The 24,922-nt window shown below is 72.8% G+C and carries 23 protein-coding genes, 2 tRNA genes and 1 pseudogene; 18 read left to right on the top strand and 8 right to left on the bottom strand.

The features are described 5' to 3' along the window. Window positions 1-49: 49 nt before the first annotated feature. The gene (locus ACFWV2_RS12705) at window positions 50-256 is read right to left on the bottom strand and encodes a DUF397 domain-containing protein (RefSeq protein WP_384405003.1); all 207 of its coding nucleotides are present in this window, start codon (window positions 254-256) and stop codon (window positions 50-52) included. Further along, window positions 253-1,101: a helix-turn-helix domain-containing protein gene (locus ACFWV2_RS12700; RefSeq protein WP_384405002.1), complete on the bottom strand. Its 849-nt coding sequence runs from the start codon at window positions 1,099-1,101 to the stop codon at window positions 253-255. The genes ACFWV2_RS12705 and ACFWV2_RS12700 overlap by 4 nt, the downstream gene beginning before the upstream one ends. 167 nt (window positions 1,102-1,268) lie before the next feature. Here ACFWV2_RS12700 and ACFWV2_RS12695 point away from each other — a divergent pair, with 167 nt between their 5' ends. Both ACFWV2_RS12695 and ACFWV2_RS12690 read left to right on the top strand, forming a co-directional pair. Further along, on the top strand, window positions 1,269-1,910 hold the full coding sequence (locus tag ACFWV2_RS12695) for an ATP-binding protein (RefSeq protein ID WP_384405001.1): 642 nt from the start codon (window positions 1,269-1,271) through the stop codon (window positions 1,908-1,910). A gap of 72 nt (window positions 1,911-1,982) precedes the next feature. Beyond that, window positions 1,983-3,113 carry an MrcB family domain-containing protein gene (locus ACFWV2_RS12690; RefSeq protein ID WP_384405000.1) on the top strand — a complete coding sequence of 377 codons (1,131 nt, stop codon included), beginning with the start codon at window positions 1,983-1,985 and terminating at the stop codon, window positions 3,111-3,113. A gap of 7 nt (window positions 3,114-3,120) precedes the next feature. Here the strand turns inward: ACFWV2_RS12690 and ACFWV2_RS12685 are convergent, their stop codons facing one another. After that, a complete protein-coding gene (locus ACFWV2_RS12685; RefSeq protein WP_384405105.1) occupies window positions 3,121-4,122 on the bottom strand; it encodes an SEC-C metal-binding domain-containing protein in 1,002 nt (333 codons plus the stop codon). Between the two features lie 496 nt (window positions 4,123-4,618). Here ACFWV2_RS12685 and ACFWV2_RS12680 point away from each other — a divergent pair, with 496 nt between their 5' ends. The 3 genes from ACFWV2_RS12680 (at window position 4,619) to ACFWV2_RS12670 (ending at window position 6,728) form a co-directional block, all read left to right on the top strand. Next, window positions 4,619-4,915 (top strand): DUF6412 domain-containing protein, encoded by a 297-nt coding sequence (locus ACFWV2_RS12680; RefSeq protein ID WP_384404999.1) that lies wholly within the window; start codon window positions 4,619-4,621, stop codon window positions 4,913-4,915. 98 nt (window positions 4,916-5,013) lie between these two features. Further along, a complete protein-coding gene (locus ACFWV2_RS12675) occupies window positions 5,014-5,733 on the top strand; it encodes a YidC/Oxa1 family membrane protein insertase (RefSeq protein WP_384404998.1) in 720 nt (239 codons plus the stop codon). A gap of 137 nt (window positions 5,734-5,870) precedes the next feature. Next, entirely contained in the window at window positions 5,871-6,728 is an 858-nt protein-coding gene (locus ACFWV2_RS12670; RefSeq protein WP_384404997.1) for a fumarylacetoacetate hydrolase family protein, read from the top strand. Window positions 6,729-6,817: 89 nt separating this feature from the next. Here ACFWV2_RS12670 and ACFWV2_RS12665 read toward each other — a convergent pair whose 3' ends face one another. After that, window positions 6,818-7,306 carry a heme-degrading domain-containing protein gene (locus ACFWV2_RS12665; RefSeq protein ID WP_384405104.1) on the bottom strand — a complete coding sequence of 163 codons (489 nt, stop codon included), beginning with the start codon at window positions 7,304-7,306 and terminating at the stop codon, window positions 6,818-6,820. Between the two features lie 80 nt (window positions 7,307-7,386). Then, a complete protein-coding gene (locus tag ACFWV2_RS12660) occupies window positions 7,387-8,496 on the bottom strand; it encodes a Gfo/Idh/MocA family oxidoreductase (RefSeq protein WP_384404996.1) in 1,110 nt (369 codons plus the stop codon). A gap of 56 nt (window positions 8,497-8,552) precedes the next feature. Here ACFWV2_RS12660 and ACFWV2_RS12655 point away from each other — a divergent pair, with 56 nt between their 5' ends. The 7 genes and pseudogenes from ACFWV2_RS12655 (at window position 8,553) to ACFWV2_RS12625 (ending at window position 15,126) form a co-directional block, all read left to right on the top strand. After that, window positions 8,553-9,737 carry an ROK family protein gene (locus ACFWV2_RS12655; protein WP_384404995.1) on the top strand — a complete coding sequence of 395 codons (1,185 nt, stop codon included), beginning with the start codon at window positions 8,553-8,555 and terminating at the stop codon, window positions 9,735-9,737. A 125-nt stretch (window positions 9,738-9,862) separates the two neighbouring features. Beyond that, window positions 9,863-11,023 carry a hypothetical protein gene (locus tag ACFWV2_RS12650; protein ID WP_384404994.1) on the top strand — a complete coding sequence of 387 codons (1,161 nt, stop codon included), beginning with the start codon at window positions 9,863-9,865 and terminating at the stop codon, window positions 11,021-11,023. Window positions 11,024-11,250: 227 nt separating this feature from the next. Next, window positions 11,251-11,505, top strand: a pseudogene (locus tag ACFWV2_RS12645) (nucleotide pyrophosphatase); the annotation flags it as partial. Between the two features lie 109 nt (window positions 11,506-11,614). Then, complete coding sequence (locus ACFWV2_RS12640; protein WP_360784748.1) at window positions 11,615-12,394, top strand: HAD-IIA family hydrolase; 780 nt, start codon at window positions 11,615-11,617, stop codon at window positions 12,392-12,394. 76 nt (window positions 12,395-12,470) lie between these two features. Continuing rightward, window positions 12,471-13,136 (top strand): hypothetical protein, encoded by a 666-nt coding sequence (locus ACFWV2_RS12635; protein ID WP_384404993.1) that lies wholly within the window; start codon window positions 12,471-12,473, stop codon window positions 13,134-13,136. 2 nt (window positions 13,137-13,138) lie between these two features. Next, a complete protein-coding gene (locus tag ACFWV2_RS12630; protein ID WP_384404992.1) occupies window positions 13,139-13,819 on the top strand; it encodes a class F sortase in 681 nt (226 codons plus the stop codon). Between the two features lie 254 nt (window positions 13,820-14,073). Continuing rightward, the gene (locus tag ACFWV2_RS12625) at window positions 14,074-15,126 is read left to right on the top strand and encodes a glycoside hydrolase family 6 protein (protein WP_384404991.1); all 1,053 of its coding nucleotides are present in this window, start codon (window positions 14,074-14,076) and stop codon (window positions 15,124-15,126) included. 65 nt (window positions 15,127-15,191) lie between these two features. On the opposite strand, the gene ACFWV2_RS12620 is transcribed toward ACFWV2_RS12625, so the two are convergent. Then, window positions 15,192-15,265: transfer RNA gene (locus tag ACFWV2_RS12620), tRNA-Lys, on the bottom strand. Window positions 15,266-15,449: 184 nt separating this feature from the next. Here ACFWV2_RS12620 and ACFWV2_RS12615 point away from each other — a divergent pair. The 5 genes from ACFWV2_RS12615 (at window position 15,450) to ACFWV2_RS12595 (ending at window position 22,207) form a co-directional block, all read left to right on the top strand. Continuing rightward, a complete protein-coding gene (locus ACFWV2_RS12615) occupies window positions 15,450-16,859 on the top strand; it encodes a peptidoglycan-binding protein (protein ID WP_384404990.1) in 1,410 nt (469 codons plus the stop codon). Window positions 16,860-17,452: 593 nt separating this feature from the next. Beyond that, window positions 17,453-19,492 carry an SPFH domain-containing protein gene (locus ACFWV2_RS12610; protein ID WP_384404989.1) on the top strand — a complete coding sequence of 680 codons (2,040 nt, stop codon included), beginning with the start codon at window positions 17,453-17,455 and terminating at the stop codon, window positions 19,490-19,492. Window positions 19,493-19,648: 156 nt separating this feature from the next. Beyond that, window positions 19,649-20,242: a lytic polysaccharide monooxygenase gene (locus ACFWV2_RS12605; protein ID WP_384404988.1), complete on the top strand. Its 594-nt coding sequence runs from the start codon at window positions 19,649-19,651 to the stop codon at window positions 20,240-20,242. Window positions 20,243-20,312: 70 nt separating this feature from the next. Next, a complete protein-coding gene (locus tag ACFWV2_RS12600) occupies window positions 20,313-21,614 on the top strand; it encodes a sensor histidine kinase (RefSeq protein ID WP_384404987.1) in 1,302 nt (433 codons plus the stop codon). Next, complete coding sequence (locus tag ACFWV2_RS12595; protein ID WP_384404986.1) at window positions 21,545-22,207, top strand: response regulator; 663 nt, start codon at window positions 21,545-21,547, stop codon at window positions 22,205-22,207. The genes ACFWV2_RS12600 and ACFWV2_RS12595 overlap by 70 nt, the downstream gene beginning before the upstream one ends. A 53-nt stretch (window positions 22,208-22,260) precedes the next feature. Here ACFWV2_RS12595 and ACFWV2_RS12590 read toward each other — a convergent pair. Then, window positions 22,261-22,334, bottom strand: a tRNA-Lys gene (locus ACFWV2_RS12590). A gap of 85 nt (window positions 22,335-22,419) precedes the next feature. Continuing rightward, window positions 22,420-23,178, bottom strand: a complete 759-nt coding sequence (locus tag ACFWV2_RS12585; protein WP_384404985.1) for an IclR family transcriptional regulator — start codon at window positions 23,176-23,178, stop codon at window positions 22,420-22,422. 410 nt (window positions 23,179-23,588) lie between these two features. Here ACFWV2_RS12585 and ACFWV2_RS12580 point away from each other — a divergent pair, with 410 nt between their 5' ends. Next, window positions 23,589-24,665 (top strand): LLM class flavin-dependent oxidoreductase, encoded by a 1,077-nt coding sequence (locus tag ACFWV2_RS12580; RefSeq protein WP_384404984.1) that lies wholly within the window; start codon window positions 23,589-23,591, stop codon window positions 24,663-24,665. Window positions 24,666-24,922 lie beyond the last annotated feature (257 nt).

The following is a 24,922-nucleotide window of genomic DNA, read 5'->3' as shown; positions in this document are numbered from 1 at the left end:
ACAGTGCCGCTTCCCGGAGCGCGCCTACCGCAGCCTGGCCGTCAGGCGCTCACCCCTGGGCGGGCAGCGAGTCGACGAAGGTCTGCCAAGGGGCACATTGTATGGAGATGGCAGGTCCTTGTGTAAATTTTGAGTCGCGTATGAAAATCTTCGTCTCTGTTTGTGCGCACTCTAGACATTCGCCACCCGAGCCGTTGCTGTAGGACGACTTTTTCCAGGCAAGGGTTAGGGGTATTTTGCTCGTTATGCTCTTCATCTCATCTGCTCCTTCAAGAAGTTGTTGATCAGTTGGGTCGATCGGTGAGGGCTTGCTGCCGTCGCTCGCATATTGTCGAAGGCTCTGGCGTATGCGCGCACCTCTTCGCGCCCCTCCATGTAGATCGCGTCAGTGATGCCATCCCGATACACGATGTCAGGGTCCTCGGGGTCGGGGAATCCCAGCATGGTGAAGGATCCTGTTGCCGGATAGGGGCCAGCGTCGAAGGGCATGACCTGGAGAGTGACGTTGGGGAGCTCGCCGGTCTCGAGCAGGGCCTCCAGCTGCTCACGCATGAGGGAATGGTCTCCGACGATGGTCCGGAGTGCGCTCTCGTGCACCACGAACCAGGCATCTGGCGCTTGGAGCGATCGAAGTCTTTCCTGGCGTTCCATGCGGACCTGTACTGCCCGCTGGATGTCTTCGCCGCCCATGTGGTTGGTTGCGCGATGGAGTTCGCTCGCGTACGTGGGTGTCTGCATGAGGCCAGGGATGAACTCGTTCTGGTACTGGCGAATCGTAGCGGCGTCTTGTTCCAAGCCGATGTAGCTGGAGAACCAGGAAGGAACTCCGCCTCCGTGAGATTGCCACCAGCCTTTCTGTTTGGCTTGCTTCGCCAGAGACTTGAGAAATTCTCTTAGTTCGTCGTCCACTTCGTAGAACCGGCAGAGTGCTTCAACGTCGGAAGGTTGGACCCGGCCGCTGCCTGTTTCCATGCGGTTGACCTTGGATCCACTCCAGTCCAGGGCGTCTCCGACTTGCGCGCAGGTGAAGTCGTTCGCTTCGCGAAGCTTCTTCAACTCGATCGACAGTCGCCGACGGCGAGCGGTGGGCGAGCCAGCCATGTCCTTCTCCCCTCACTAGCGGATGTCCAGTCTGCGTACCAGACGATGGCCCGCCAATCGCTCGATAGTGGGAATCTCGCTGCGCACATTGCAAGGAGGGATGTGCAGGCATCACTCTGATGATCCGTCACTGGCTGTCAAGAGGCGTGCGGATCTGGGAGGTTGGCGTGAACGTCGACGGGTGCATGGTGCGCAAGCCGTGGGAGCTTTCGTTCTTGGCGGAACCGCAGGAAGTTGCTGGGCTTCGCCGTGTTGTGGGACTCCACCTGAAGCTCTGGGGGCTGGTGCGGCAGATCGCGGCTGCTCAGCTCTGCGTCACTGAACTGGTTACGAACGTGATTCGCCACGTGGGGGTGGGTACCCCGACCTCGCTCCGTTTGTTGATGAACGGTGCCTACTTGCGGATCGAGGTAAGTGACCCGGAATGTCACATGCTGCCGACGATGTCCACCGTTGGGCCTGAGGTCGAGACCGGCAGAGGTTTGGCATTGGTCGACGGGATCACGGATCGTTGGGGTGTCCTGCTGGGAGCGGACCGCAAGGTCACATGGTGTGAGATTGCGACCGACCTCACGACGCCCCACGGTCACAGTGGCGGCATGCGTGTCACGCGGGCGGAAGCCATGATCTCCCTCTACGGTACCGTCGCTTCTCCCCGGGCGGTCAACGCGAGTCGGCTGACTACGGTTGTGGCGAAGGATGCCGCGATCGATGTGATCGTGGATCTCCTGCACTGGATGGGCGCCCATGGATATGACGTCGACGATGCTCTGGACGCGGCCCAAGTGCGCTTCGAAGCTGGGGCGTGAGCGTCGCGGACAACGTGACGAGGTAGCGCAATCTCCTATCTGCGTCGAGGCGTTCTGATCTAGATTCCCTGCATGGGGATTCGAGACTTGCTGGGCGAGGTCGCAAACACGTACGACCGTGGGGCTGGTTCGGGGCGCGAAGTCAAGGGGCAGCAGGTGCTGCGGGGGGTCGCGAGCCGTACGGACCTTGCCCTTCCGCCAGGTTTCAGAGCCAAAGGGCACGGAGGTCAGACGACTCCGGCAGCGACGCCGTGGATCGGCGTCTTCGACGAGCAAGGGATGCGAGACCCTAAGAAGGGCTTGTACCTCGCCTACATCTTCAGCGCGGACCTGAAGAACGTGACCCTGACCTTGCAGCAAGGGATTACCTGGTTGGAAGACGCGCTGGGGAAAGGCAGAGCGCGCGAGGAGCACCTTCGCCATCACGCGGCGAGGCTCCGTCGGGCTGTGAGGCGGCAGGAGAATCTTGAGTGGGTAGACGAACCGGCTCTAAGGGATGGAGCGGCGCGACCGCGGGCGTACGAGGCGGCCAGTGTGATTGCCAAGGTGTATGACACCGCCGCCTTGCCGAGTGACGTCGCGCTGTTGGAGGACCTCTTGCTCGGCGTCCAATCTCTGCGGCGGGCTGAAGAGTTTGATCGTGTCTGGTGGATGAGTAACGACGCTGACGCTCTCGAGCTTGCCTACGACCTGAGCAGCCACGCTCGACAGACCACTGAATCCGCGGCTGACTTCGATCCGCTCGCTGACTTCCAGCCGAAGAGCAGTGATGAGTACACGGCGCAGATCAGAGCCCGTCAGCAGGTCAAGCAGCGTAGCCATGAGGACCTCGTCAAGGACTTCGGCTTCTACGTCGCAGGTCGCGGGTACACCCCCATAACGCGGCTACAGCACCCGAAGGACCTGGTTCTGCGACAGCAGCACGTCTCTGAGGGGCCCGGGGACGAGTGGCTTGTCGAAGCGAAGATCGTCCGTCACGGGAACCCGACGCTGGCGGTGCGCGAGGCTCTAGGGCAACTCTACGAGTACCGCCACTTCCTCTACCGGAAACAGCCGGAGCCCTTCCTCGTAGGCCTCTTCTCCGAAGAGATCGGTGTGTACGCCCCGTACCTGGAAGAGCAGGGGATCGCTTCGGTCTGGCGGTCCGATGGCGGGTGGGGAGGCTCCCCCAGCGCGCGGGACTGGGGGATGACGACGGAGTAGCGCCGGGTTAGGTGGAGGCACCCCCGTGGCACTCCCCATACTTCCGCGAAGACCCGCACCAGCACGCCGCCGAGCGCGCCGGCGGCCAAGCCGTGGCTCGCCCCCTTGCCGCCAGGGTCGTGGCGTACTGGGGGAGGAGGTCCGCGTTCGAGGGGTGGGTGGATTCCGAGGCGGCGAAGGCTTCGTAGGAGGGGACCGTGGCGCGGACGATGCCCAGGTTGGGGGTGCCCGCCTGGGAGAGTTCGCGGAGGGAGGCTTCGATGTCCGTGAGGTGGGCGCGGTACGTGGGGTACTCCGCCTCCAGCTCCGGGTACGCCGCCAGCAGCTCGTCCAGTTCCGGTTCCAGCCAGTGGAGGACCGCCACCGGGAACGGGCGGGAGAGGGCCGTGCGGTAGGTGCCGAGTTCCGAGCGGAGGCGGTCGATCTCCGCCTGGAGTTCCGCCGGGTCTTCGGAGCCCAGCGACCACAGGCGCTTCGGGTCGTGCAGTTCGTCCAGAGGGACCGCCCCGGTGTGCAGCCGGTCCGCCTGGACGTCCCAGTCGTCGTGCGGCAGCGCCAGCATCCTGCGGACCCGGTGCCGCGTGATCAGGAGCGACTGGGTCGCGTGGGGGAGTTCCGGTGAGGTGACGAGGAGGTCCGCCGCCTCCGTCAGCGTGGACTCCGCCGCCTCCAGTTCGTCGTGGGCCTCCAGCGTCTCCGCCGCGATCTCCCACGGCGCCGCGTCCGAGGGCCGTGCGCTCCGGAGGCCGTCGATGATCGCCCGGGCCTCGGCCTCGTGGCCGTACTCCCACAGGTTCGCCGCCTTCAGCGCCCTGATCAGGTGCGGCTCCGCCGGCGTGGCGGACAGGAGCGAGTCGTAGAGGGCTGCCGCCGCCGGGCGGTCGCCCGCCAGCTCCAGGTGGGCCGCGGCCCGGAGGAGCAGCGGCTCCCGGTCCTCCGGGTACTGCGCGGCGGTGCGCAGCAGGCGCTCGGCTTCGGCGGTGTGGGCGGCAGGTGTGTCGGGGCGCATGCGCTCCACCGTACTGCTGTGCATGCCTGGAGAGTTGGCGCCCCAGCCCTTGTCGTGCCCCGCGTGCGAGCCAGGGTCGGGCGGCGGATACCCGTCGTCGTCCAGTCGCGGGGCGGCGCGTCCGGGGGCCCGAGTGCTGTGGGTGGCTGCCGAGACCGTTGTCACCTGTGGTGTCGTCCTGCTGCTTCTCGTCCACCAGCTCCGGTGGACCCACCGGCAGGCCCGCGCCGAGGCCCGTCAACGGGTGTTCGCGCTGGAACGGGAGTGGGACATCTCTCCCTCCGGTGCGCCCCGGCGCCGGACTCGATCCGGAGCCCGGCGATCCGGTCAGCCGCGCCCTCCTCGGACCCCGCCGTCTCCTCATACCCCTCCAACTCCCCTCGCGTGACGGGAACTCCTGAGACGCGCCGCGCGTCCTCCCGGTGAGACATCGAAGAGCGCGAGATCCGAGATCGCGGGGTCGCGGGATCGCAGGGGCGGGAGAGGAGGTGGCGGGATGACGGTCAGGGATCTGGTGCTGCGGTTCGTCGCGCCGCTGTTCTTCCTGCTCGCCCTCGCCGAGCTGCTCCTCTCCGACGGCGGTGGCGTCTCCGCCGCCTTCGCCCTCGCCGCGACCACCGTCGTCTGCGCCCTGATCGGAGCCCGTACGGCTCCGGTCGTGCCGCCCACCGCCGTGCGCACCGCCATCCGGGACCGCGAGCGGCGCACCGCCTTCCTGCCCCAGCGCGACCCCGACGCCGCGGGGCGGCGCAGACCCCGCGCTCCCGGCCGTCCCCTCCCGACGGCCGCGTAGGAGCCCCCGCACACCACACCGGACGAGCGCTCACGCGGATCCGTCATGCCGAGACCCGACATCTCCCCGGCACGACGAGACCCCACGGAGGGCTCCCCATGTCCGTCTTCGCTTCCCTGGTCGAGCGGCTCGCCGACCTGCTCCAGCCGCTCTTCGCCACCACCGCCACGGCCGCCGCGATCGTCCTCTTCACCCTGCTCGTCCGGCTCGCGATCCACCCCCTCTCCCGGGCCTCGGCCCGGGGCCAGAAGGCCCGCACCCGGATCGCGCCGCAGCTCGCCGCGCTACGCAAGAAGCACGCCAAGAACCCCGAGCGGCTGAGGAAGGCGATCACCGAGCTGCACGCGCGGGAGAAGGTCTCGCCCTTCGCCGGCATCCTGCCCGCCCTCCTCCAGGCGCCCGCGTTCCTGCTGATGTACCACCTGTTCGCCGGTGACCGGATGGCCGGGCACACCCTCTTCGCCGCCCCGCTCGGGGACCGCTGGGCCGACGCCCTCGGCGACGGCGGTGTGTTCGGCCCGGCCGGGGCCGTCTACCTGGTCCTGTTCGCGCTCGTCGCCGCCGTCGCCACGTTCACCTACCGGCGCACGAAGCGGCAGCTCGCCGCCCAGCCCCTGGACCTGGGACAGCCCACGCCCGGCGCCGGCGCCATCGCCACGATCATGCCGCTGCTGTCCTTCGCGACCCTGATCACGGTCGCCGTCGTCCCGCTCGCCGCAGCCCTCTACGTGGTCACCAGCACCACCTGGGCCGCGGCCGAACGCGCCTTCCTCTTCCGCGAGGAGGAGGGCGCCGCAGCCGTTGCTACTCGCGCGTAAGGGTCCACTGCGTGAACGGGGTCTTGCAGAGTGACCTTTTGTCTTGGAGGATCGACCAATCCTCCGATGGCCGCACTCCATCGGCCGGGGTACCTCAGGGCCCTTCCCGGGCCCGCCTCGACCACAGGGAGAAGTCCATGAAGCTGCTGCGTGTCGGCCCGCCCGGAGCCGAACGTCCCGCCCTCCTCGACCAGGACGGGACGCTCCGCGACCTGTCCGCCCTCGTCGACGACATCGACGGCAGTCTGCTCGCCGACGCCTCCGCCCTCGACCGGATACGGGCCGCCGCCGGAGCCGGTGTGCTGCCCGCGCTCGACGCCACCGGGCTGCGCGTCGGTCCGCCCGTCGCCGGGATCGGCAAGGTCGTGTGCATCGGGCTCAACTACCACGGACACGCCGCCGAGACCGGCCAGGCCACCCCGGCCGAGCCCGTCGTCTTCCTCAAGGCCGCCGACACCGTCGTCGGCCCGGACGACACCGTGCTCGTACCGCGCGGCTCGGTGAAGACCGACTGGGAGGTGGAGCTCGCCATCGTCATCGGGCGCACCGCCCGCTACCTGGAGACCGACGAGCAGGCCCTCGCGCACGTCGCCGGGTACGCCGTCGCCCACGACGTCTCCGAGCGCGAGTTCCAGATCGAGCGCGGCGGCACCTGGGACAAGGGCAAGAACTGCGAGACCTTCAACCCGCTCGGGCCCTGGCTGGTCACAGCCGACGAGGTGCCCGACCCGCAGGCCCTCGGCCTCCGGCTCTGGGTCAACGGCGAGCTGAAGCAGGACGGCCGCACCTCCGACCAGATCTTCCCGGTCGCGGAGGTCGTCCGGTACGTCAGCCGGTTCATGACCCTCTACCCCGGCGACATCATCAACACCGGCACCCCGGCCGGCGTCGCCATGGGACAGCCCGACCCCAAGCCGTACCTGCGGCCCGGTGACGTCGTCGAGCTGGAGGTCGACGGCCTCGGCCGCCAGCGGCAGGAACTGAAAAGCGCCTAGACCGTCACCGTCAGGGGCGCCGCCGTCGGTTCCCCGCCGGTCCCGCCGCCGCCGTGGGTCCCGCCCCGGCGGCGGCGCGCTCATGCCCCTCAGCCGGTGGCGTACGAGGCGAGGAGCAGTTCCAGCGCCTCGACGACCAGGGCGTGGTCCTCGGCCTGGGGCAGCCCCGAGACCGTGACCGAGCCGATCACGCCCGCCCCCTGGACCGCGACCGGGAACGACCCGCCATGGGCCGCGTACCGGTCGGGGTCGAGTCGCGAGGACGCCTCGAACGTCGTTCCCTTGGCGCGGAACCGCGCGCCCACCAGGAACGAACTCACGCCGTACCGCTCCACCACCCGTCGCTTGCGGTCGATCCAGGCGTCGTTGTCGGCGCTGGACCCGGGCAGCGCGCAGTGGAACACCTGCTGCGGACCGCGCCGGATGTCGATCGCGACCGGCGCCCCGCGCTCCCGGGCCATGCCGACGAGCAGGGTGCCGAGCGCCCAGGCGTCCTCGTACGTGAACCGGGGGAGGACGAGCCGGGCCTCCTGGGCCTCCAGGGTGTCGACCTCGTTCGTACCCGGATCGCCGGCCATCGGCCGCGCCCCGCTCGTAGGCCGGTCCTCGCTCATACGGTCCTCGCTCGTAGGCCGGTCCTCGCTCACGCCGTCCCCGCTCACGCGTCGATCCTCACCGTGACGCCCTCGCGGGCCGACCTCTTCGCCGCCTCCAGGACGTCGAGCGCGGCGGCCGCCTCGTACGCCGTGACCGGGTTCTCGCCGGTGCCGCGCAGGGCGGCGGCGACGGCCGCGTAGTACGCCGGGTAGTCACCAGGCAGGGACTCCACGGGGGTGCCGCCGCCGGTCAGCGGCGACTCGCCGGAGCCGAGCCGGCCCCACAGCGCCTCCGGTTCCGCGCCCCAGACCGTGCCCGGTACGGGCCGGAGGCCCTCGCGCAGGGCCGCCTCCTGCGGGTCGAGGCCGTACTTCACGAAGCCCGCGCGCTGCCCGAGCACCCGGAAGCGGGGGCCGAGCTGGGCGGTGGTGGCGCTCACGTACAGGTGGGAGCGGACGCCGTTCGCGTGGGTGAGGGCGAGGAAGGTGTCGTCGTCGGCCTCGGCGCCGGGCCTGCGGACGTCCGACTCGGCGTACACCGAGACCACCGGCCCGAAGAGGACGAGGGCCTGGTCGACGACGTGGCTGCCGAGGTCGTACAGGAGCCCGCCGATCTCCGTCGGCGCGCCGGACTCGCGCCAGCCGCCCTTGGGGAGGGGGCGCCACCGCTCGAACCGGGACTCGAAGCGCTGGACCTCGCCGAGCGCGTCCTCGGCGAGCAGATGGCGCAGGGTGCGGAAGTCGTTGTCCCAGCGGCGGTTCTGGAAGACCGAGAGCAGCAGGCCCCGCTCGTCGGCCAGGGCGGCGAGTTCGCGGGCCTCGGCGGCGGTCCCGGCCAGCGGCTTGTCGACGACGACCGGGAGGCCGGCCTGCAGGGCGGCGGTGGCGAGCGCGACGTGCGTCTTGTTGGGGGAGGCGACGACGATCAGGTCGACTTCGCCCGCCCCTCCCTCCCACAGCTCCTCGGGGGTGGCGGCGACGCGGACGCCCGGGTGGGCGGCGCGGGCCTCCGCCGCCCGCTCCGGGTTGCCGGTGGTGACGGCGGCGAGGACCAGATCCTCGGACGCGGCGATCAGCGGGGCGTGGAAGACGGAACCCGCCAGGCCGTAGCCGACGAGTCCGACGCGGAGGGGGGTGCGGGGGGCGGTGCCAGTCGAGTCCGTGCCAGTCATACGGCCCACTTAAGCAACGGTGTTGCCAAAGTGCAAGCGGCGGGGACAATGGGCGGGTGAAGACGGACCTGGATGGAGTGAACGTGCCGGCGCTGCGCAGCCACAACGCGGCGCTCGTGCTCGACCTGCTGCGTACGGCGGGGGAGCCGGGCATCAGCCGCCTGGAGCTGGCCGAGCGGACCGGGCTGACCCCGCAGGCCGTCAGCAAGATCACCGCCAGGCTCCGGGCGGAGGGCCTCGTCGCGGAGGCCGGCCGGCGCGCCTCGACCGGCGGCAAGCCCCGCACGGTCCTGCGGCTCGTCGCCTCCGCCGGGTACGCCGTCGGCGTCCACCTCGACCGCGACGAGCTGACGACGCTCCTCACCGACCTCGCGGGCACGGTCGTGACCCGGCGCCGACGCGGCCTGGACCTGGGGGCGGGGACGGGGCCGGTCCTGGACGCGGTGACGGAGGAGGTGGGGGCGCTGACGGCGGGCGGACCCGACGTGATCGGCGTCGGGGTCGCCATGCCCGGTCCGTTGGACCACCGGTCGGGGGTGCCCGGTCGGGTGACGGGCTTCCCGCAGTGGGACGGTCACCCGGTACGCGAGGAGCTGGCCCGGCGACTCGGGCTGCCCGTCGTCCTCGACAAGGACACCAACGCGGCCGCCCTCCGCCTCGCCCTGCGGCCCGCCGCCCCCGGCTCCTTCGCCTACGTCCACCTCGGTACGGGACTGGGCGCCGGCCTCGTCCTCGGCGGGGCGCTGCTGCGCGGGGACAGGACCGGGGCGGGCGAACTCGGCCACCAGACCGTGCAGCTCGACGGGCCCCCCTGCGACTGCGGCGGGCACGGCTGCCTGGAGGTCCTGTGCCTGGCGGCGGTCGGGCGCGGCGAACTCGCCGAGGCGGCGCGCATCCTCGGTGCCGGCGCGGCCAACCTCGTACGGCTCCTCGACATCGACCAGGTCCTCCTGGGCGGGCGGGTGGTGCTCGCGGCGCCGGGGGTGTTCGTCGACGGGGTCCGGGAGGTCCTGGCGGGACTCGGCCTGACGGCCCCGGTGGGCCTCGCGGCGGAGGCCGGGGCGGGCGGGGGCGCGGTGGCGGGCGGTGGCGGGGGCGCGGTGGCGGATGTGGGCGCCGTGGCCGGCGGGGACGGAGATGCCGTAGCGCACGGGGGCGGGGACGCCGTGGGGCACGGGGACGGGGGCGCGGTGGCCGAGGGCGCCGCCTGGCTCATTCTCGCTCCGATTTTCGGAAAATAGGCTGATCGGGCGGATCGGGCGGGCCGTCCGGGGGTGTGGGCGGTGTCGCCGTCCGGGCTCGTCCGTTCCGGCGTGGCAGGGTCGCGGCCGACCCGTACGCCCGCGAGCAGCAAAGGCCCCGCCCCATGGCATCAGCCCCCCTGCGACCGCGCAGCGCCCGCGCCCTGACGACGGCAGCCGCGATGGCAGCCACCGCCACGGCCCAGTTGACCCTGCTCCCACCGGCCCTGGCGGCGGAGGTGGAGACAGGCCCGGCCCGTACCTCGGCGGCCGAAGCACGACCGACCCCGGTCCCGGCCTCGGCGGCCGAAGGAGGGCCGGCCCTCACCCCGCAGTCGGCAGCCGCGCCGCCGCCGCTCCTGACCGCGACCCCGCCTCTCCTGACCGCGATCCCGCCGGTCCTTACCCCGGCCCCGCCGCTCCTGACCGCGCCCCCGCCGCTTCTCGCCCCCGCAGCCGAATCCCCACCGGCCCGGGTCCCCGCCCTGGCCCCCACCCCCGCCCTGGCCCCCCGCGCCCCCGCCCCCGATCCCCCCACCCCTCTCTGCGGGACGGCCCCCGGGGGCGGGTTCCCGCTCGACACCGAGCTGCAGGGCGGGCCCGCCGACTACGCCGCCGGCGGGGCCCCGCAGGAGTGGAGGCTCGATCTCACCAACCGCACCGACGCGCCCTGCTCCGGCATCCACCCCGTGCTCGTCCTCACCGACCGGGAGCGGACGCTGCGGCCCGAGCAGATCCGGTTCGAGTTCTACGACGACGGGGCCGCGCGCTGGCGAACCGTGGCCTTCGAGGCGACCGAGGAGGCGGAGAACGTGGGGGCGTTCACCGGGTTCGGCGGCTTCGCGGTCCCCCCGGGCAAGACCCTCACCGTCCCCGTGCGCCTGGCCTTCGCCGCGGGGACCGCCCCCGACGACGTCGTCGTCAACGCCGCCGTCGTGCAACGCCGTGGCACCGACGGCGACTGGGTCGGCGAGTCCGGCGACTACCGCCTCACCGTCGGGCCCGCAGACCCCGAGGCCCCCGCCGCCGAACCCACCGCGCCCGGCACCCCTGCCCCCTCCCGGTCGCCCGGGACCGCGTCGCACCCCCCGGCCCCGACCGCCGACCCGAGGGACCCGACGGACCCGAGGCCCCCGAACGCCCGCCCGCCGGACCCGGAGCTCGCCCATACCGGACGGGAGGACACGGAGGCGTACGCGCGAGCCCTCGCCCCGCTCGCCGGCGCGCTCGTCCTGCTCGGCGCCGTCCTCGTCCGCTTCCGCCGCCACCGGCACCGCCACCGTTGACCCCCGCCGCCCGCCGCCCGCCGCCCGCCACCGGTGAATCCCGCCCGCCGCCACCGCCACCCCTGCCACCGCGAGCCCTGCCACCGCCACCCCTGCCACCGCGAGCCCCGCCCCTGCACCGCGTTCCCCGCCACCGCCACCGTCGAGTCCCGCCGACCGCCACCCCCACCTCCTGCCCGGCACCCACTCCACCGCCCCCGCCACCCCGCCGCGCCATCCCCCGTTCCGGGGCGAGCCGGGTCACCCTGGACTTCACCACCTTCTACCGCCAGGAGGGCGCCCAGGTCGCCCAGGTCCTGGCGAGTTTCAACGGCGGCACGCCCACCCCGGTCAAGAGCTACACGGCCGACGTGATCTCCAAGCCGCAGTCCCTCTCGGTCCCCGTCCCCGTCGGCGCCTCAAACGTGAGCTTCCGCTTCCGCTACACCGGTGCCAACAACTGGTACTGGACGATCGACGCGGTCAAGGTCACCGCATCCTGAACGTCAGGGTCAACATCAGGACATCCTGACTAGGCTTGGGGGCGTCGCCACAGCGCTGTCGCGGCGCCCCCAGCACACCGCACGTTTGTACGGCAGGAGTCCCGCACCCATGGCAGAGCGCAAGCCGATCGAATCCTGGCTGACCGACATGGACGGCGTCCTCATCCACGAGGGCGTGCCGATCCCCGGTGCCGACGCGTTCATCAAGAAGCTGCGGGAGACCGGGAAGCCGTTCCTGGTCCTCACCAACAACTCGATGTACACCGCCCGCGACCTGCACGCCCGCCTCTTCCGGATGGGCCTCGAAGTCCCCGTGGAGAACATCTGGACCTCGGCCCTCGCCACCGCCAAGTTCCTCGACGACCAGCGCCCCGGCGGCACCGCGTACGTCATCGGCGAGGCCGGTCTCACCACCGCGCTGCACGACATCGGCTACGTCCTCACCGACCACGCCCCGGACTACGTGGTGCTCGGCGAGACGCGCACGTACTCCTTCGAGGCGATGACCAAGGCCGTCCGCCTCATCAACGGCGGCGCCCGCTTCATCTGCACCAACCCCGACGAGACCGGCCCCTCCCTCGAAGGGCCGCTGCCGGCCACCGGCTCCGTCGCCGCGCTCATCACGAAGGCCACCGGCAAGGAGCCGTACTTCGCGGGCAAGCCGAACCCGCTCATGATGCGCACCGGCCTCAACGCGATCGGGGCCCACTCCGAGTCCAGCGCCATGATCGGCGACCGGATGGACACCGACATCCTGGCGGGTCTGGAGGCGGGCATGCAGACCTTCCTGGTGCTCACCGGTCTGACGACACAGGCGGAGATCGACCGCTTCCCGTTCCGCCCGTCGAAGATCGTCCCGTCGATCGCGGACATCGTCGACCGCGTCTGAGGGCCTCCCCCCAGCCGCCCTCTGCGGATGCGAGCCGGGCCGATCCGGGTGACCCTGCCAGTACCAGGAGGTCACGATGCGTTCAGGTTCCATTGCTTTCGGTGCCGCAGGGGCGGCCTTGGTGCTCGTACTGGCACCCACGGCCGGCGGCGCGTACGCCCACGACGGGGTGAAGGTCACCGTCACCCCGTCCACCGCCTCGCCCGGCGCCGACGTCGACGTCCGCGTCCAGGGCTGCAAGGGCACGACCGGTGCCGCGAAGTCGCAGGCGTTCGTCGCCGACGCGGAACTCACCGGCCGCGACGGCGGGGGCGCCCCGCTGTTCGGCGACACCACCATCAGGTCCGGTCTCCAGAACGGCACGTACAAGGTCGGCGTGACCTGCGACGGCCACGACCACCCGGACGTCGGCACCGTCCAGGTCGCGCACCACAAGCCCACCCACAAGCCCACCCACAAGCCGCCCCACAAGCCCACCCACAAGCCGCCCCACGAGCCGACGCACCGGCCGACCCACCACGCCAGCCCGGTCGCCCCGGTCCGCGCGGGCGGCGGCGGCACCGCCGCGTTCGCCGCGCCGGCCGCCCCCGGCGTCGCCCAGACCACCAGCGAGAGCGGCCTCGGCACCCCGTACACCCTGCTCGGCCTCGGCATGGCCGCCGTCGCCGCCGTGGCGGTCGCCTTCCGCAGCTCCCGCCGCCACCGCGCCACCGGCTCCGGCACGGACACGGGCGCGGAGTGACCGTGTCGTCCGGATCCCGCCCGGCGGGCACCGGGCGACTCGTCACCGGCGTGGCCTGGGCCGTCCTGCTGCTCGGCCTCTGGCTCTGGGGCCGCGACGCCACCCAGGGCCCGGGAAGCAGCTCCGCGCCGACCACCGGCGACATCGCCGCGGTCGGCCGCCCCCTCGGCACGGCGCTGCCCCCGCCCCGCGCCCCGCTCGCCCCCGTCGCACCACGGCGGGTCGAGATCCCCTCCCTCGGCATCACGGCGCCCGTCGTGGCCCGCGGCCTCGACGCCACGGGCGCGATCGACCCGCCGCCCTACGAGACGCCCCACACGGTCGGCTGGTTCGGCGCCGGCACCCCGCCGGGCGCGGCCGGCCCGGCCCTCCTTGTGGGCCACGTCGACACCGACACCCGCCCGGCCGTCTTCTACGGCCTCAGTGCGGCCCGGCCCGGTGCCGAGGTCCGCGTCACCCGGACGGACGGATCCGTCGCCGTGTTCACCGTCGACGACGTCCAGGTCTACCCCCGGGAGGACTTCGACGCCCGCGAGGTCTACGGCGCCCGGGTCCCCCACCGCGCCGAACTCCGCCTCATCACCTGTGGCGGCACCTTCGACCGCAGGGCGGGCACCTACTCGGCGAACGTGGTCGTGTCGGCGTACCTGACGGGGACGGAACCGGGGCGCTCCCGCCCCTGACGACCCCGGATCCCCTGACGACCCCGGATCCCCGGCCCAACCGGAGGACCCGACCGCGGCCGGCGGGGCGCGTCCCGGGCCGCCGCCGACCAGGCCGGTCCTCGACCGCGGGGCCCACGGGCGCGGGAGGAGCCCGGTGCCGCCGCGGGAGGTCGGGGGCCTGCGGACACGGCGGAGGCCGCGCCTCGCCCGGCCCGGAGGGGCACCGTGTCACGATGGTCACCCATCGCTCCGCACGCGCCCGAGGGGCCCGCATGTCCGCACGTACACCCGCGTGCCGAGCCGGGTTCGCCCTCCCGGCCGCCGCGCTCCTGCTCCTCCTCTCCGGCTGTACGAGCCCCGCCCCGCCGCCCGCCCGCGACGCGCCCGGCGCGCGCGGCCCGAGTCCGGCCCCGGCCGCCCAGGGGCGGAGCGCCGCCACCGGCCCGAGGGACGCCCCCTACTGGGTGAACCCCGAGGGGAAGGCCGCCCGCGCGGTGGCCGGGCACCTCGCGGCGGGCCGTACCGCCGAGGCCGCGCTGCTCCGGAGGATCTCCTCCCGGCCGCAGGCCGAGTGGCTCGGCCCGGACCGGTCCGAGACGGAGACCCGGGCGCTCACGGAGGCCGCCACCCGCGCCGGCCGTGAGGCGCTCCTCGTGCTCTACGCCATCCCGAACCGCGACTGCGGGCTGCACTCCGCGGGCGGCGCCACGGACGCCGCCGCCTACGGCGCCTGGGTCGACGGCGTCGCCCGCGGCATCGGCGGGCGTCGCGCCACCGTCGTCCTGGAGCCGGACGCCGTGATGCACGTCGTCGACGGCTGTACGGAGGGGCGGCTCCGCGTCGAGCGGTACGCGCTGCTCAAGGATGCGGTCCAGCGCCTGAAGCGCCAGCCGGCCACCACCGTCTACCTCGACGCGGGCAACGCGGGCTGGGGCAGGCCGGCGGACCTGCGGCTCCCGCTCCGGGAGGCGGGCATCGCGGAGGCCGACGGCTTCGCGGTCAACGTCTCGAACTTCCGGACGACCGCGGAGAGCACCGCGTACGGCAGACAGCTCTCGGCCCTGGTCGGCGGCAAGCCCTTCGTGATCGACACCAGCCGGAACGGAAACGGCCCCGCCACGGAAGGCGACCCGGCGGAGAACTGGTGCAACCCGCCGGGCCGGGCGCTCGGTGCGGCGCCGACCCGGAGCACGGGGGACCCGCTGGTGGCGGCGCACCTGTGGATCAAGCGGCCGGGCGAGTCGGACGGCCCGTGCCGGGGCGGCCCGGAGGCGGGGGAGTGGTTCGACGCGTACGCCCGGGAACTCGCCGGAGGCGGACGGTAGTTCGAGCGATGTGGCCGAAACGATCAAGACCCCCTCACCATCGGTGAGGGGGTCTTGACTGTGCGTGCGCCGCCAGGGACTCGAACCCCGGACCCGCTGATTAAGAGTCAGCTGCTCTAACCAACTGAGCTAGCGGCGCCTGCTGACAGAGAGAACTGTACCTGACCTGCGGGCGTGCTCCTGACCAATTTCGGTCGCCACCGGCCTGTCGGATGGTCGTATCAGGCCTTCAATCCGTCAAAATGCGATTTGTCCAGACAGTTGAGACACTGACGCCCCAAACCAAGGGTCAAAAGATCTTGACGAGTGTGGAGGGGAATCGCATGAGCGTGCCGGTCTTCGAGGAGTTCGAACCCGCGGCCGACTGCGCCTGCCCGGGGTGCGCCCGGCAGCGGCGCGACCTCGCGCTTGGCCTGCCCGTCCGGGCGGGCGGACATCCCGCGGCCCACGGCGCCCGCCGTGCCCTGGTCCTCGTGACGGCGGCGGGCGTGGTCCTGGGCGGTGGCGGAGCCGCGGTGGCGACGGCCCTCCCGCCACCGCCGGTCCCGTTCACGCCGGTGGACCTGACGGGCGGCGCGGACCGGCCGGACCCGGCGGACGGACCGGCGTCGGACGCGGCCCAACCCGGGCCCGACACGCCGCAGGGCGGGCGTGGGCCGTTGCACGGCGCGCCCGGCCCCGGACCCCAGCCCCTCCCCGGCGCGACGCCGACGACCGGTCAGATCCCGACCGGCACCCTGCGCAAGGCCACCCGGACCGAGATCATCAACCGCGCCAAGCTGTGGGTCACCGCCCAGGTCCCGTACTCCATGGAGAAGTACTGGTCGGACGGCTACCGGCAGGACTGCTCCGGCTACATCTCCATGGCCTGGAACCTGCGCAGCAACGAGTGGACCGGCAGCCTCGACCGCTTCGCCGACCGGATCGACCGCACCGAACTCCTGCCCGGCGACATCCTGCTCTTCCACAACCCGGCCGACCCGGCGCGCGGCTCCCACGTCACGATCTTCGGCGGCTGGACCGACTACACCCACACCTCCTACACCGCGTACGAGCAGACCAAGCCGCGCACGCGGAAGCAGGCCACACCGATGGCGTACTGGCAGCACTCCAGCCGCTACGTGGCCTACCGCTACAAGGGCGTGGTCAGCGGCGCGGGCACGGGCGGGACCGGCGGGACCGGCAGCGGGGCGAAGCCCACGGCGACGCCCTACCCCGGCGCGGCGATGTTCGGCACCGGCGCCGACAACGCGTACGTCACCCAGCTCGGGCGGCTCCTCGTCGACCGCGGCGGCAGGAAGTACTACAGCGCCGGGCCCGGCCCGAAGTGGGGCGAGGCGGACCGGCGCGCGACCCAGGCGTTCCAGCGGGCGCAGGGCTGGAAGGGCGGCGAGGCGGACGGTCTGCCGGGCCCGGAGACGTGGAAGCTGCTGGTGACCGGCGGGGGCAGGAGCATCGGCGGTTCGAGTGGTTCGGGCGGCCCGAGCGCACATGCGACGGACTTTCCCGGGCGTGGCTCCTTCCGTCCGGGCCAATCCAACGCATATGTGGAGAAGCTGGGCAAACAACTGGTGAAGCGGGGCTTCGGCAAGCACTACCTGTCGGGACCCGGTCCGCGCTGGACGGAGGCGGACCGCCGCAACGTCGAGGCGTTCCAGCGGGCACAGGGCTGGCGCGGCGCAGCGGCCGACGGCTACCCGGGCCCGGAGACCTGGCGGCGTGTGTTCCGATGACCCCGAGAGCATGAGGTGGACCCCGAATGACGGCATCGACCCCGAACCCCGCGGATTCCGGCGCGGCGGCCTCCCGAGACGCGGCCCGCACGGCGAGACGCCTGACGGACGGCAAACTCCCCCGCACGACCCCACCCCACACCTCACCGCCGAGCACCCCCCCGCCCCACCAGAACGAACCGGCGACGCGGCCGGCAGCGCCCGACCCGGCTCCGGGGGAGACCCCGGGCGTGGCGGAGGCGCCCGGTGCGGCCGGTACGGAGACGTCGGGTCGGGCGGCCGCTGCGGTGGCGCCTGACGTGGAGGGTGCGGTGGCTCTCGCCGCGGGCGGGGCCGGGACTCCGGTCGCAGGCGGTGTGGTCGGTTCTGCCGAGGCTCCGGGTGCCAGTGGTGCCAGTGGTGCCAGTGGTGCCGGTGATGCCAGTGGTGCCAGTGGTGCCAGTGATGCCGGTGATGCCGGGGGTGCCTCGGGGAGCGATGTCGCCCCCGCCGTCTCGGAGGGCACGGCAGGTTCCGCAGGGACCGGCGTGTCGGCTCCCGCCCCGGGTGGGGAACCCGGGACTTCGAGGAGCGCGGAGTCGCCGGTGCCGGTCGTGAGCGGTAGCGGCGGCGTCGCCACCGCTGCCGACAGGACACCGGGGTACGCGGCACCCCCTGCCGGGGCGTCACCGGAGCACTGGGCGTACCCGACCGGGGTGGTGCCGGAACGCCCGGGCGAGCCTGCCGCAGCGGCGCGGACCGACCTGCCAGGACGTTCCGGCACCCCGGCGAGGGACGGGGCCGGACCCACCGCCACCGGCACCCCGCCGAGGGACGGGGCCGGTCCCGCCTCCACCGGCGCCCCGGCGAGGGACGGTGCCGAGCCCATCTCCAGCGGCCCGCATGTCCACCGGGCCGGGCCCGCCGACGGCGCTTCCCGGGCCCGCCCGGCCGGTCTCGCCCTCGAAACCCCGCCGGTCCGCCCGGCCGGTCCCGCTGACGGTGTGTCGGCGGTTCGGGCGGCGGGGTCGTCCGGTGTGTCGGCGATCATCTCGGCGGGGGTCGCGGGGACTCCGCGGTCCGACCGACCGGTCTCCGCCACCGGCCCCGCCGACCCCTCACCGCAGGCGTCCGGTGTCCCCGCGAGCGTCGGCGGTCCGGCTCCCGCCCCGGTGTCGGCCTCCGAGCCGCAGACGCCCCCCGCCCCCGAGGCCAACCGCAGCGCCCCCGCCCCCGCCCCCGAAGCCAACCGCAACTCCCCCGCTCCGGAGGCCGAGCGAGGCGACCCCGCGCCCGCCTCCGAGGTCGAGGCCATGATCAAGGACAAGCGCAGCGGCGCGGCCGCCAACCGCAGCGCCCCCGTCCCCGAGACCGAGCGCAGCGACCCCGCGCCCGTCGGTGCCGGCGCAGGGCCCGGCGCCGCCATGGCGGGGGTGGTGCGCCGGAAGAACGTGATCGGGGCGGAGACCACCGGCTCCATCCCCGTCCATCTGCTGTTCCGGGACGGCCCGAGCGCCACCTTGCCGCCGACGACGACGGGTGACGACGACGGGGGTCCCGACACCGTGGCCATGGCCGCGCCGGTCCCGGGGATGAAGGGGCGTGGGTCCGTCATCCCGACCTTGTCCGTGGCTGCGACCCCGTCGAAGGGCGGGGCGGCCGCGGCCGGGCCCCATTCCAGGACCCGGCCCAAGCCGCAGGCCAAGGCCCCCGCCCCCACCTCCTCCTCCCGGCCCGCCCCCACCGCCGACCCCGACCTCGTCGAGCGGCCGGCGTCGGTGCTGCCCGGGTGGATCGGGGTGGTCGGCGGCGCCCTCGCGCTCGCGTGGTGCGCGGCGGTCGTGTGGTGGGCCGGGGCGGTGCCCGCGGAGGCGGCGCGGATGCTGCGGCTGCCGGAACGCCCGTACCACGGCGTCCACCTCGGCCAGTGGGCGCTGCTCGCGCTCGGTGTCGTGCTGGTCCTGTTCGCGCTCGGTGGTCTCGGCCGCGGCCGGGTCGGCTACGCCTGGGTGCTGACCCTGTTCGGCGACTACCGCGGCACGGTCCGCCGTACCGGTCTGGTCTGGGTCAGCCCGCTCCTGCTGCGCCGCCGGGTCGACGTACGGCTGCGGCACTGGCGCAGTGAGCCGCTGTCGGCCGTGGACGCGAAGGGGACCGCGCTGGACGTCGTCGTCCTCGTGGTGTGGCGGGTGCGGGACACGGTCAGGGCGGCGCTCGGGGTCGACGGGCACGAGGACTACCTGCGCGAGCAGGTGGAGGCGGCGATGGCGCGGGTCCTTTCGCAGCTTCCGGCGGACGCCTTCCACGAGGACGCCCCGACGCTCCGGGACGCGGAGGCGGTCGGCGAGGCCCTGACGCGGGTGCTGTCGGCGGAGTGCGCCCCGGTCGGGGTGGACGTGTTCTCGGCGCAGCCGACGCGGATCGAGTACGCGCCGGAGGTGGCGGCGGCGATGCGGCGGCGCCGGATCGCGGCGATCGACGCGAAGCACCGGGACAGCGTGCTGACCTCGGTGGTGGACGCGGTGGACGACGTGGTCCACCGGCTGACCAGTCGTGGTCTGGTGGAGCTGGACGACTACGAGCGCAAGGCACTGGTCAAGGACCTGACGGTGGCGTTCTACACGGGTCGGACGGGTCCGGTAGAAGGGGCGTGAAGGGATGGACATGTGCAAGGTCCGTCCATACCTTGGTACTTGGTCCAGACCAAAATCGGGGCCCCGTGAGCCTCGCGGGCCCCGCAGCACCCGCAAGACCCGCACGCGTGCGCGCACGACCCAACGGAACTCCCCACGTTCTCCTGGAGCGACAGCATGCGCAAAAAGTCAGTCGGGGCGGCGGTGGTGGCGCTCGGCGTCGCCGCCGCCACCCTCTTCGCCACCGGTAGCGCCGGCAGCCACGGCTACACCGACTCGCCGATCAGCCGTCAGAAGCTCTGCGCCAACGGCACCGTGACCAACTGCGGCTCCATACAGTGGGAGCCGCAGTCGGTCGAGGGCCTCAAGGGCTTCCCCGCCGCCGGCCCCGCCGACGGCAAGATCTGTTCCGCCGGGCTCACGCAGTTCGCCCAGCTCGACGACCCCCGGGGCGGCACGTGGCCCGCCACGCGGCTCACGGCCGGGCAGAGCCACAGCTTCCGCTGGCAGTTCACGGCCCGGCACCGCACCACCGACTTCAAGTACTACATCACCAGGAACGGCTGGAACCCGAGTCAGAAGCTGACCCGGGCCGCGCTCGACCCCCAGCCGTTCCTGACCGTCCCCTACAACAGTCAGCAGCCGCCGGCGACCCTCTCGCACTCCGGGACGATCCCGGCGGGCAAGACGGGCCGTCACCTGATCCTGGCGGTCTGGACGGTCGCGGACACCGCGAACGCGTTCTACGCCTGCTCGGACGTCACGTTCTGACGGACCGGCCGGGACGGCGCCCGAGGGCGCCGTCCCGTACGCCCGCCCCACCCGCCTACCGTGGGCGCCCATGGAACCCCGTACCCCCTGGCAGGCGCTCACCCGCCCTCGTTTCCCCCGTAGCTCCTGGCCCTGGCGGGCCGCCGGGTACCTGGCCACCGGGGGGCTCGTCGGGGGCGTCGCCTGTCTCGTGTTCCTGGTGCTCGGCGTGTTCTCCCTGGTGCTCGTCGGGCTGCCGCTGCTCGTGCTCTCCGGGCCCGCCGTCGGCGCCGTCGAGCGGCTGCGGCTCCGGCTCGTCGACCGGGACCCCGCCCCCGACCCGCACGGCGTCCCCACCGCGCCCGGTCTCGCCGCCTGGCTCCGGCTGCGGGCGGGGGAGCAGGCGACCTGGCGGGAGCTCGGGTACGCCTTGCTGCTCGCCACCGTCCTGTGGCCGCTCGACCTCGTCGCGCTCGCCGTCGGCGTCGGCCTGCCCCTCGTGCTCCTCAGTACGCCGCTCCAACTGGCGGCGGACGGCCGGGAGACGAAGGTCGTCAAGGCGTACCTGGTCACCTCCTACCCCGAGGCCCTCGCCGCCGCCCTCCTCGGCGCGCTCCTCCTCGTCGCGCTCGCCTACCCCCTCGCCGCCGTCGCCGGGGCCCGTGCCGCCCTCACCCGCGCCCTGCTCACGCCCCGCGAGACCGGGCCCCAGGACGGCATCGGCGCGGTCATCGCCTCCCGGGCCCGTCTCGTCGACGCCTTCGAGGCCGAGCGGCGCCGCATCGAGCGCGACCTCCACGACGGGGCCCAGCAGCGCCTCGTCGCCCTCACCATGACCCTCGGTCTCGCCAGGCTCGACGCCCCGCCGGGACCGCTCGCCGACCAGCTGGCGAAGGCCCACGCGGAGGCCGGTCACGTCCTGACCGAGCTGCGGGAGCTGATCCACGGCATCCACCCCCAGGTCCTGGCCGACTACGGACTCGGCGCGGCCCTCGCGGACGCCGCCGACCGCTCGGCCGTCCCCGTGGACACCGACATGGAGCTGCCGCGCCTCCCCGTGGCCGTCGAGAGCGCGGCCTACTTCGCCGGCTGCGAGGCGCTCGCCAACATCGGCAGGCACAGCGGCGCGACCCGGGCGCGGATCACCGCCCGGCACGTTGGCGGCGTCCTGCGCCTGGACGTCGAGGACGACGGGCGGGGCGGCGCGGATCCGGCCGCCGGCAGCGGCCTCACGGGACTGGCCGACCGGATCGCCGTCCTCGATGGCACACTGACGATCATGAGCCCGGAGGGCGGCCCGACCCTTCTGCGAGTGGAGATCCCGTGTCCCGCACCGACCGAAAGCTCCGCGTCGTCCTCGCCGAGGACGGCGTCCTCCTCCGGGAGGGGCTGATCGGACTCCTGGCCCGCTTCGGGCACGAGGTCGTCGCCGCCGTCGGTGACGCCGACGCCCTGCGCGAGGCGGTCGCCGCCCACGACCCGGACATCGTCGTGACCGACGTCCGGATGCCGCCCGGCTTCCAGGACGAGGGGCTGCGCGCGGCGGTCGCGCTCCGCGCCGAGCGGCCCGCCCTGCCGGTCCTCGTCCTCAGCCAGTACGTGCAGCGCAGCTACGCCGCCGACCTCCTCGACGCGGGCGACGGCACCGGCGTCGGCTATCTGCTGAAGGACCGGGTCGGGCAGGTGGAGGAGTTCCTGGACGCGCTGGCCCGGGTCGCGGCCGGCGGCACGGTCGTCGACCCCGAGGTCGTACGGCAGCTGCTGCGGCGGCACCGCGATCCGCTGGAGGCGCTGACCCCGCGCGAGCGCGAGGTCCTCGGCCTCGTCGCCGAGGGCCGCTCGAACGGGTCGATCGCCCGGCGCCTGGTCGTGACCGAGGCGGCCGTCGGCAAGCACATCGGCAACATCCTGGCGAAGCTGGACCTGCCGCCGGCCGGGGACACCCACCGCCGGGTCCTGGCCGTCCTCACCTACCTCCGTGCGTGAGGCCCCGGAGCACGAAGAAGCCCCCCGCTCGCGCGAGGGGCTTCTTCCGTCTGTGCGCCGCCAGGGACTCGAACCCCGGACCCGCTGATTAAGAGTCAGCTGCTCTAACCAACTGAGCTAGCGGCGCCTGCTGACAGAGAAAATACTACCCGGTCCTCCAGGGTGCTTCCGACCACCCCGCCTGCCCCGCGCGTCCGGGTGTCTCCCCGGCCTCAGATCGCCAGCGAGAGCACCACCGGCGCGGCCCTGCGGTTCAGCGTGTCGGCCGCCGAGCGCAGCCGGTGGGCGTGCTCGATCGGCAGGGAGAGCGCCAGGCAGCCCACGGCGGAGCCCGCGGTCAGCGGGACGGCGGCGCAGACCGTGCCCACCGCGTACTCCTGGAGGTCGAGCACGGGGACGGTCGGCGGCTGGCTGTCGAGCTTGGAGAAGAGGATCCGCTCGCTGGTGATCGTCCGGGAGGTCAGCCGGGCGATCTTGTGCCGGGAGAGGTGGTCCCGTCGTCCGTTCTGGTCGAGCTGGGTGAGCAGGCACTTGCCGACCGCGCTGGCGTGCGCCGCCGAGCGGAAGTCCACCCATTCGTTGACCTTGGGCGTGCGCGGGCCGTCGGCGAACTGGGTGATCTTCACCTCGCCGTCGATGTACCGGCTGATGTAGACCGCCGCGCCGACGGAGTCGCGCAGCTCGGTCAGGGTCTCCTGGAGCTTGGCCTCCAGGGCCTCGCGGCGGGTCATGCCGGAGCCGAGGAGGACGAGGGAGTCCCCGATCACGTACGCGCCGTCGGCGACCTGCTCCACGTACCCCTCGCGGCGCAGCATGAGGAGCAGCGAGGAGAGGTGGGCGACGGGCAGACCGGCCTCGCGCGCGATCTGGACGTCTGTCACTCCGCCACCGTGCCGCGAGATCGTCTCGAGGACGCGCAGGGCGTATTGCACCGAGTGGAACGGCGCGGTGGGCTCGGGCTTCAGCGCCACGGTTTCCCCCTAGCAGGTTGTGACCGCAAGCTTTCGTCCCACGATAACCGCCAAGCACCTTTTACGGGGCGGCTGTTGGCGAGAATGATGCGGAGGATCCGGCCCCTGTCCTGGGGCGCACCACTCTGGCATATGTCAAGGTCATGAGTGAGGGACAGAGGGTGAGGTCAGGGCCGTGCGCGGGGGTGTTCGCGCAGACGTTCGGCTTGCGGGCGGCGGAAGATTTTCCGGGGGAAAGCGGAGCCGGTGGCGGTGCTTCCGCTGGCCGATAAGCGTCGATCGCCCCCGAGAGCCGTCGACGACGCCGTGAAGCCGTCGCTCACCCCGAGAGGCGGCGGAATAAACGGAGACACCCTCCCGTTATGGCTCGGACGATGTGACCGCACGTGTGCCATAGGAGGGTCCCGAAGGTGACCGACGTTATTCGAGGAGAGGCGCGGGGGACCGCACCCGTGCCCCTGTCCGTTCTGGACCTGGTGACCGTCGGCAGCGGAAGGACCGCGACGCAGGCGCTCGCCACCAGCGTCGAGCTCAGCCGGCTCGCCGAGCGGCGCGGCTTCCACCGGCACTGGGTGGCCGAACACCACTCCATGCCGGGCGTCGCCTCCTCCTCCCCCGCGGTCATCCTCGCCCACCTCGCGGCGCACACCCGACGCATCCGCCTCGGCTCGGGCGGCGTCATGCTCCCCAACCACGCCCCGCTCGTCATCGCCGAGCAGTTCGGCACCCTGGAGGCCTTCGCCCCGGGCCGGATCGACCTCGGCCTCGGGCGCGCCCCCGGCACCGACGGGGCCACGGCCGCCGCCCTGCGCCGCAGCGAGACCCTGAACGAGGGCGCCGACGACTTCCCGGAGCAGCTGTCCGAGCTCACCCGGTTCCTGGACGACGACTTCCCGGACGGGCACCCGTACGCCCGGATCCACGCCGTGCCCGGCCCCGTGCAGGGTCCGAAGGGGCGCCCACCGGTCTGGCTGCTCGGCTCGTCCGGCTTCAGCGCCCGCCTCGCCGGCCTGCTCGGGCTGCCCTTCGCCTTCGCCCACCACTTCTCGGCCAGGAACACGATCCCCGCGCTCGATCTCTACCGGGACTCGTTCCGGCCGTCAGCGCACCTCGACGCCCCGTACGCCATGATCGGCGTCTCGGCGCTCGCCGCCGACGAGGCGGAACAGGCCCGACGCCAGGTGCTGACGGGCGCGCTGTCGATGCTGCGGCTGCGCACCGGCCGGCCGGGTCTCATCCCGACGCCCGAGGAGGCGGAGGCGTACGGATTCAGCCCCGCCGAGCGGGAGTTCGTGGACGGCTGGCTCGCGAACGTCGTCCACGGGACCGCCGACGAGGTCCGTACGGGTCTGGACGACCTGCGGAAGCGGACGGGGGCGGACGAGCTGATGATCACGGCGAACGCGCACGGCGGGGAGGCGCGGCTGCGGAGCTACGAACTCATCGCGGACGCGTACGACCTCCCGGAGCTGCCGGACCTCCCGTAGGTTCGTCGAGCCCCGCCCGCCGGGGCCGCCGGACCTCTCGCAGCCGTCGGCCGCTTCGGGTCGCGAAGGTAAAAACCCTGGTCCGCGTGGCTCGTTGGTTCCTTCCCCGACCGCCCTCGTGGCACTCCTAAGTGAACCTTAAACCGCTCGTCACCGATGGTGGCGGGCGGTTCCGCTTTGTGCTGCACCCCTCTGACAAGGCCTTTCTCCGGCGAATTGGTCTAGTCCGCAATCTGGTTCAGACCATTGACGCACTG

Origin of the sequence: Streptomyces sp. NPDC058671 (genome assembly GCF_042716475.1) — a bacterium.
Taxonomy (GTDB): Bacteria; Actinomycetota; Actinomycetes; order Streptomycetales; family Streptomycetaceae; genus Streptomyces.
Note: the sequence above shows the minus strand (reverse complement) of the source record. Positions and strands in the feature narration are given on the sequence as shown.

What these genes read in the sequence shown, in the direction of transcription:
- ACFWV2_RS12705 (WP_384405003.1), bottom strand. Translation starts at nt 256, where the DNA reads ATGAAGAGCATAACGAGCAAAATACCCCTAACCCTTGCCTGGAAAAAG.
- ACFWV2_RS12700 (WP_384405002.1), bottom strand. Translation starts at nt 1,101, where the DNA reads ATGGCTGGCTCGCCCACCGCTCGCCGTCGGCGACTGTCGATCGAGTTG.
- ACFWV2_RS12690 (WP_384405000.1), top strand. Translation starts at nt 1,983, where the DNA reads ATGGGGATTCGAGACTTGCTGGGCGAGGTCGCAAACACGTACGACCGT.
- ACFWV2_RS12685 (WP_384405105.1), bottom strand. Translation starts at nt 4,122, where the DNA reads ATGCGCCCCGACACACCTGCCGCCCACACCGCCGAAGCCGAGCGCCTG.
- ACFWV2_RS12680 (WP_384404999.1), top strand. Translation starts at nt 4,619, where the DNA reads ATGACGGTCAGGGATCTGGTGCTGCGGTTCGTCGCGCCGCTGTTCTTC.
- ACFWV2_RS12675 (WP_384404998.1), top strand. Translation starts at nt 5,014, where the DNA reads ATGTCCGTCTTCGCTTCCCTGGTCGAGCGGCTCGCCGACCTGCTCCAG.
- ACFWV2_RS12670 (WP_384404997.1), top strand. Translation starts at nt 5,871, where the DNA reads ATGAAGCTGCTGCGTGTCGGCCCGCCCGGAGCCGAACGTCCCGCCCTC.
- ACFWV2_RS12665 (WP_384405104.1), bottom strand. Translation starts at nt 7,306, where the DNA reads ATGGCCGGCGATCCGGGTACGAACGAGGTCGACACCCTGGAGGCCCAG.
- ACFWV2_RS12660 (WP_384404996.1), bottom strand. Translation starts at nt 8,496, where the DNA reads ATGACTGGCACGGACTCGACTGGCACCGCCCCCCGCACCCCCCTCCGC.
- ACFWV2_RS12650 (WP_384404994.1), top strand. Translation starts at nt 9,863, where the DNA reads ATGGCATCAGCCCCCCTGCGACCGCGCAGCGCCCGCGCCCTGACGACG.
- ACFWV2_RS12640 (WP_360784748.1), top strand. Translation starts at nt 11,615, where the DNA reads ATGGCAGAGCGCAAGCCGATCGAATCCTGGCTGACCGACATGGACGGC.
- ACFWV2_RS12635 (WP_384404993.1), top strand. Translation starts at nt 12,471, where the DNA reads ATGCGTTCAGGTTCCATTGCTTTCGGTGCCGCAGGGGCGGCCTTGGTG.
- ACFWV2_RS12625 (WP_384404991.1), top strand. Translation starts at nt 14,074, where the DNA reads ATGTCCGCACGTACACCCGCGTGCCGAGCCGGGTTCGCCCTCCCGGCC.
- ACFWV2_RS12615 (WP_384404990.1), top strand. Translation starts at nt 15,450, where the DNA reads ATGAGCGTGCCGGTCTTCGAGGAGTTCGAACCCGCGGCCGACTGCGCC.
- ACFWV2_RS12605 (WP_384404988.1), top strand. Translation starts at nt 19,649, where the DNA reads ATGCGCAAAAAGTCAGTCGGGGCGGCGGTGGTGGCGCTCGGCGTCGCC.
- ACFWV2_RS12600 (WP_384404987.1), top strand. Translation starts at nt 20,313, where the DNA reads ATGGAACCCCGTACCCCCTGGCAGGCGCTCACCCGCCCTCGTTTCCCC.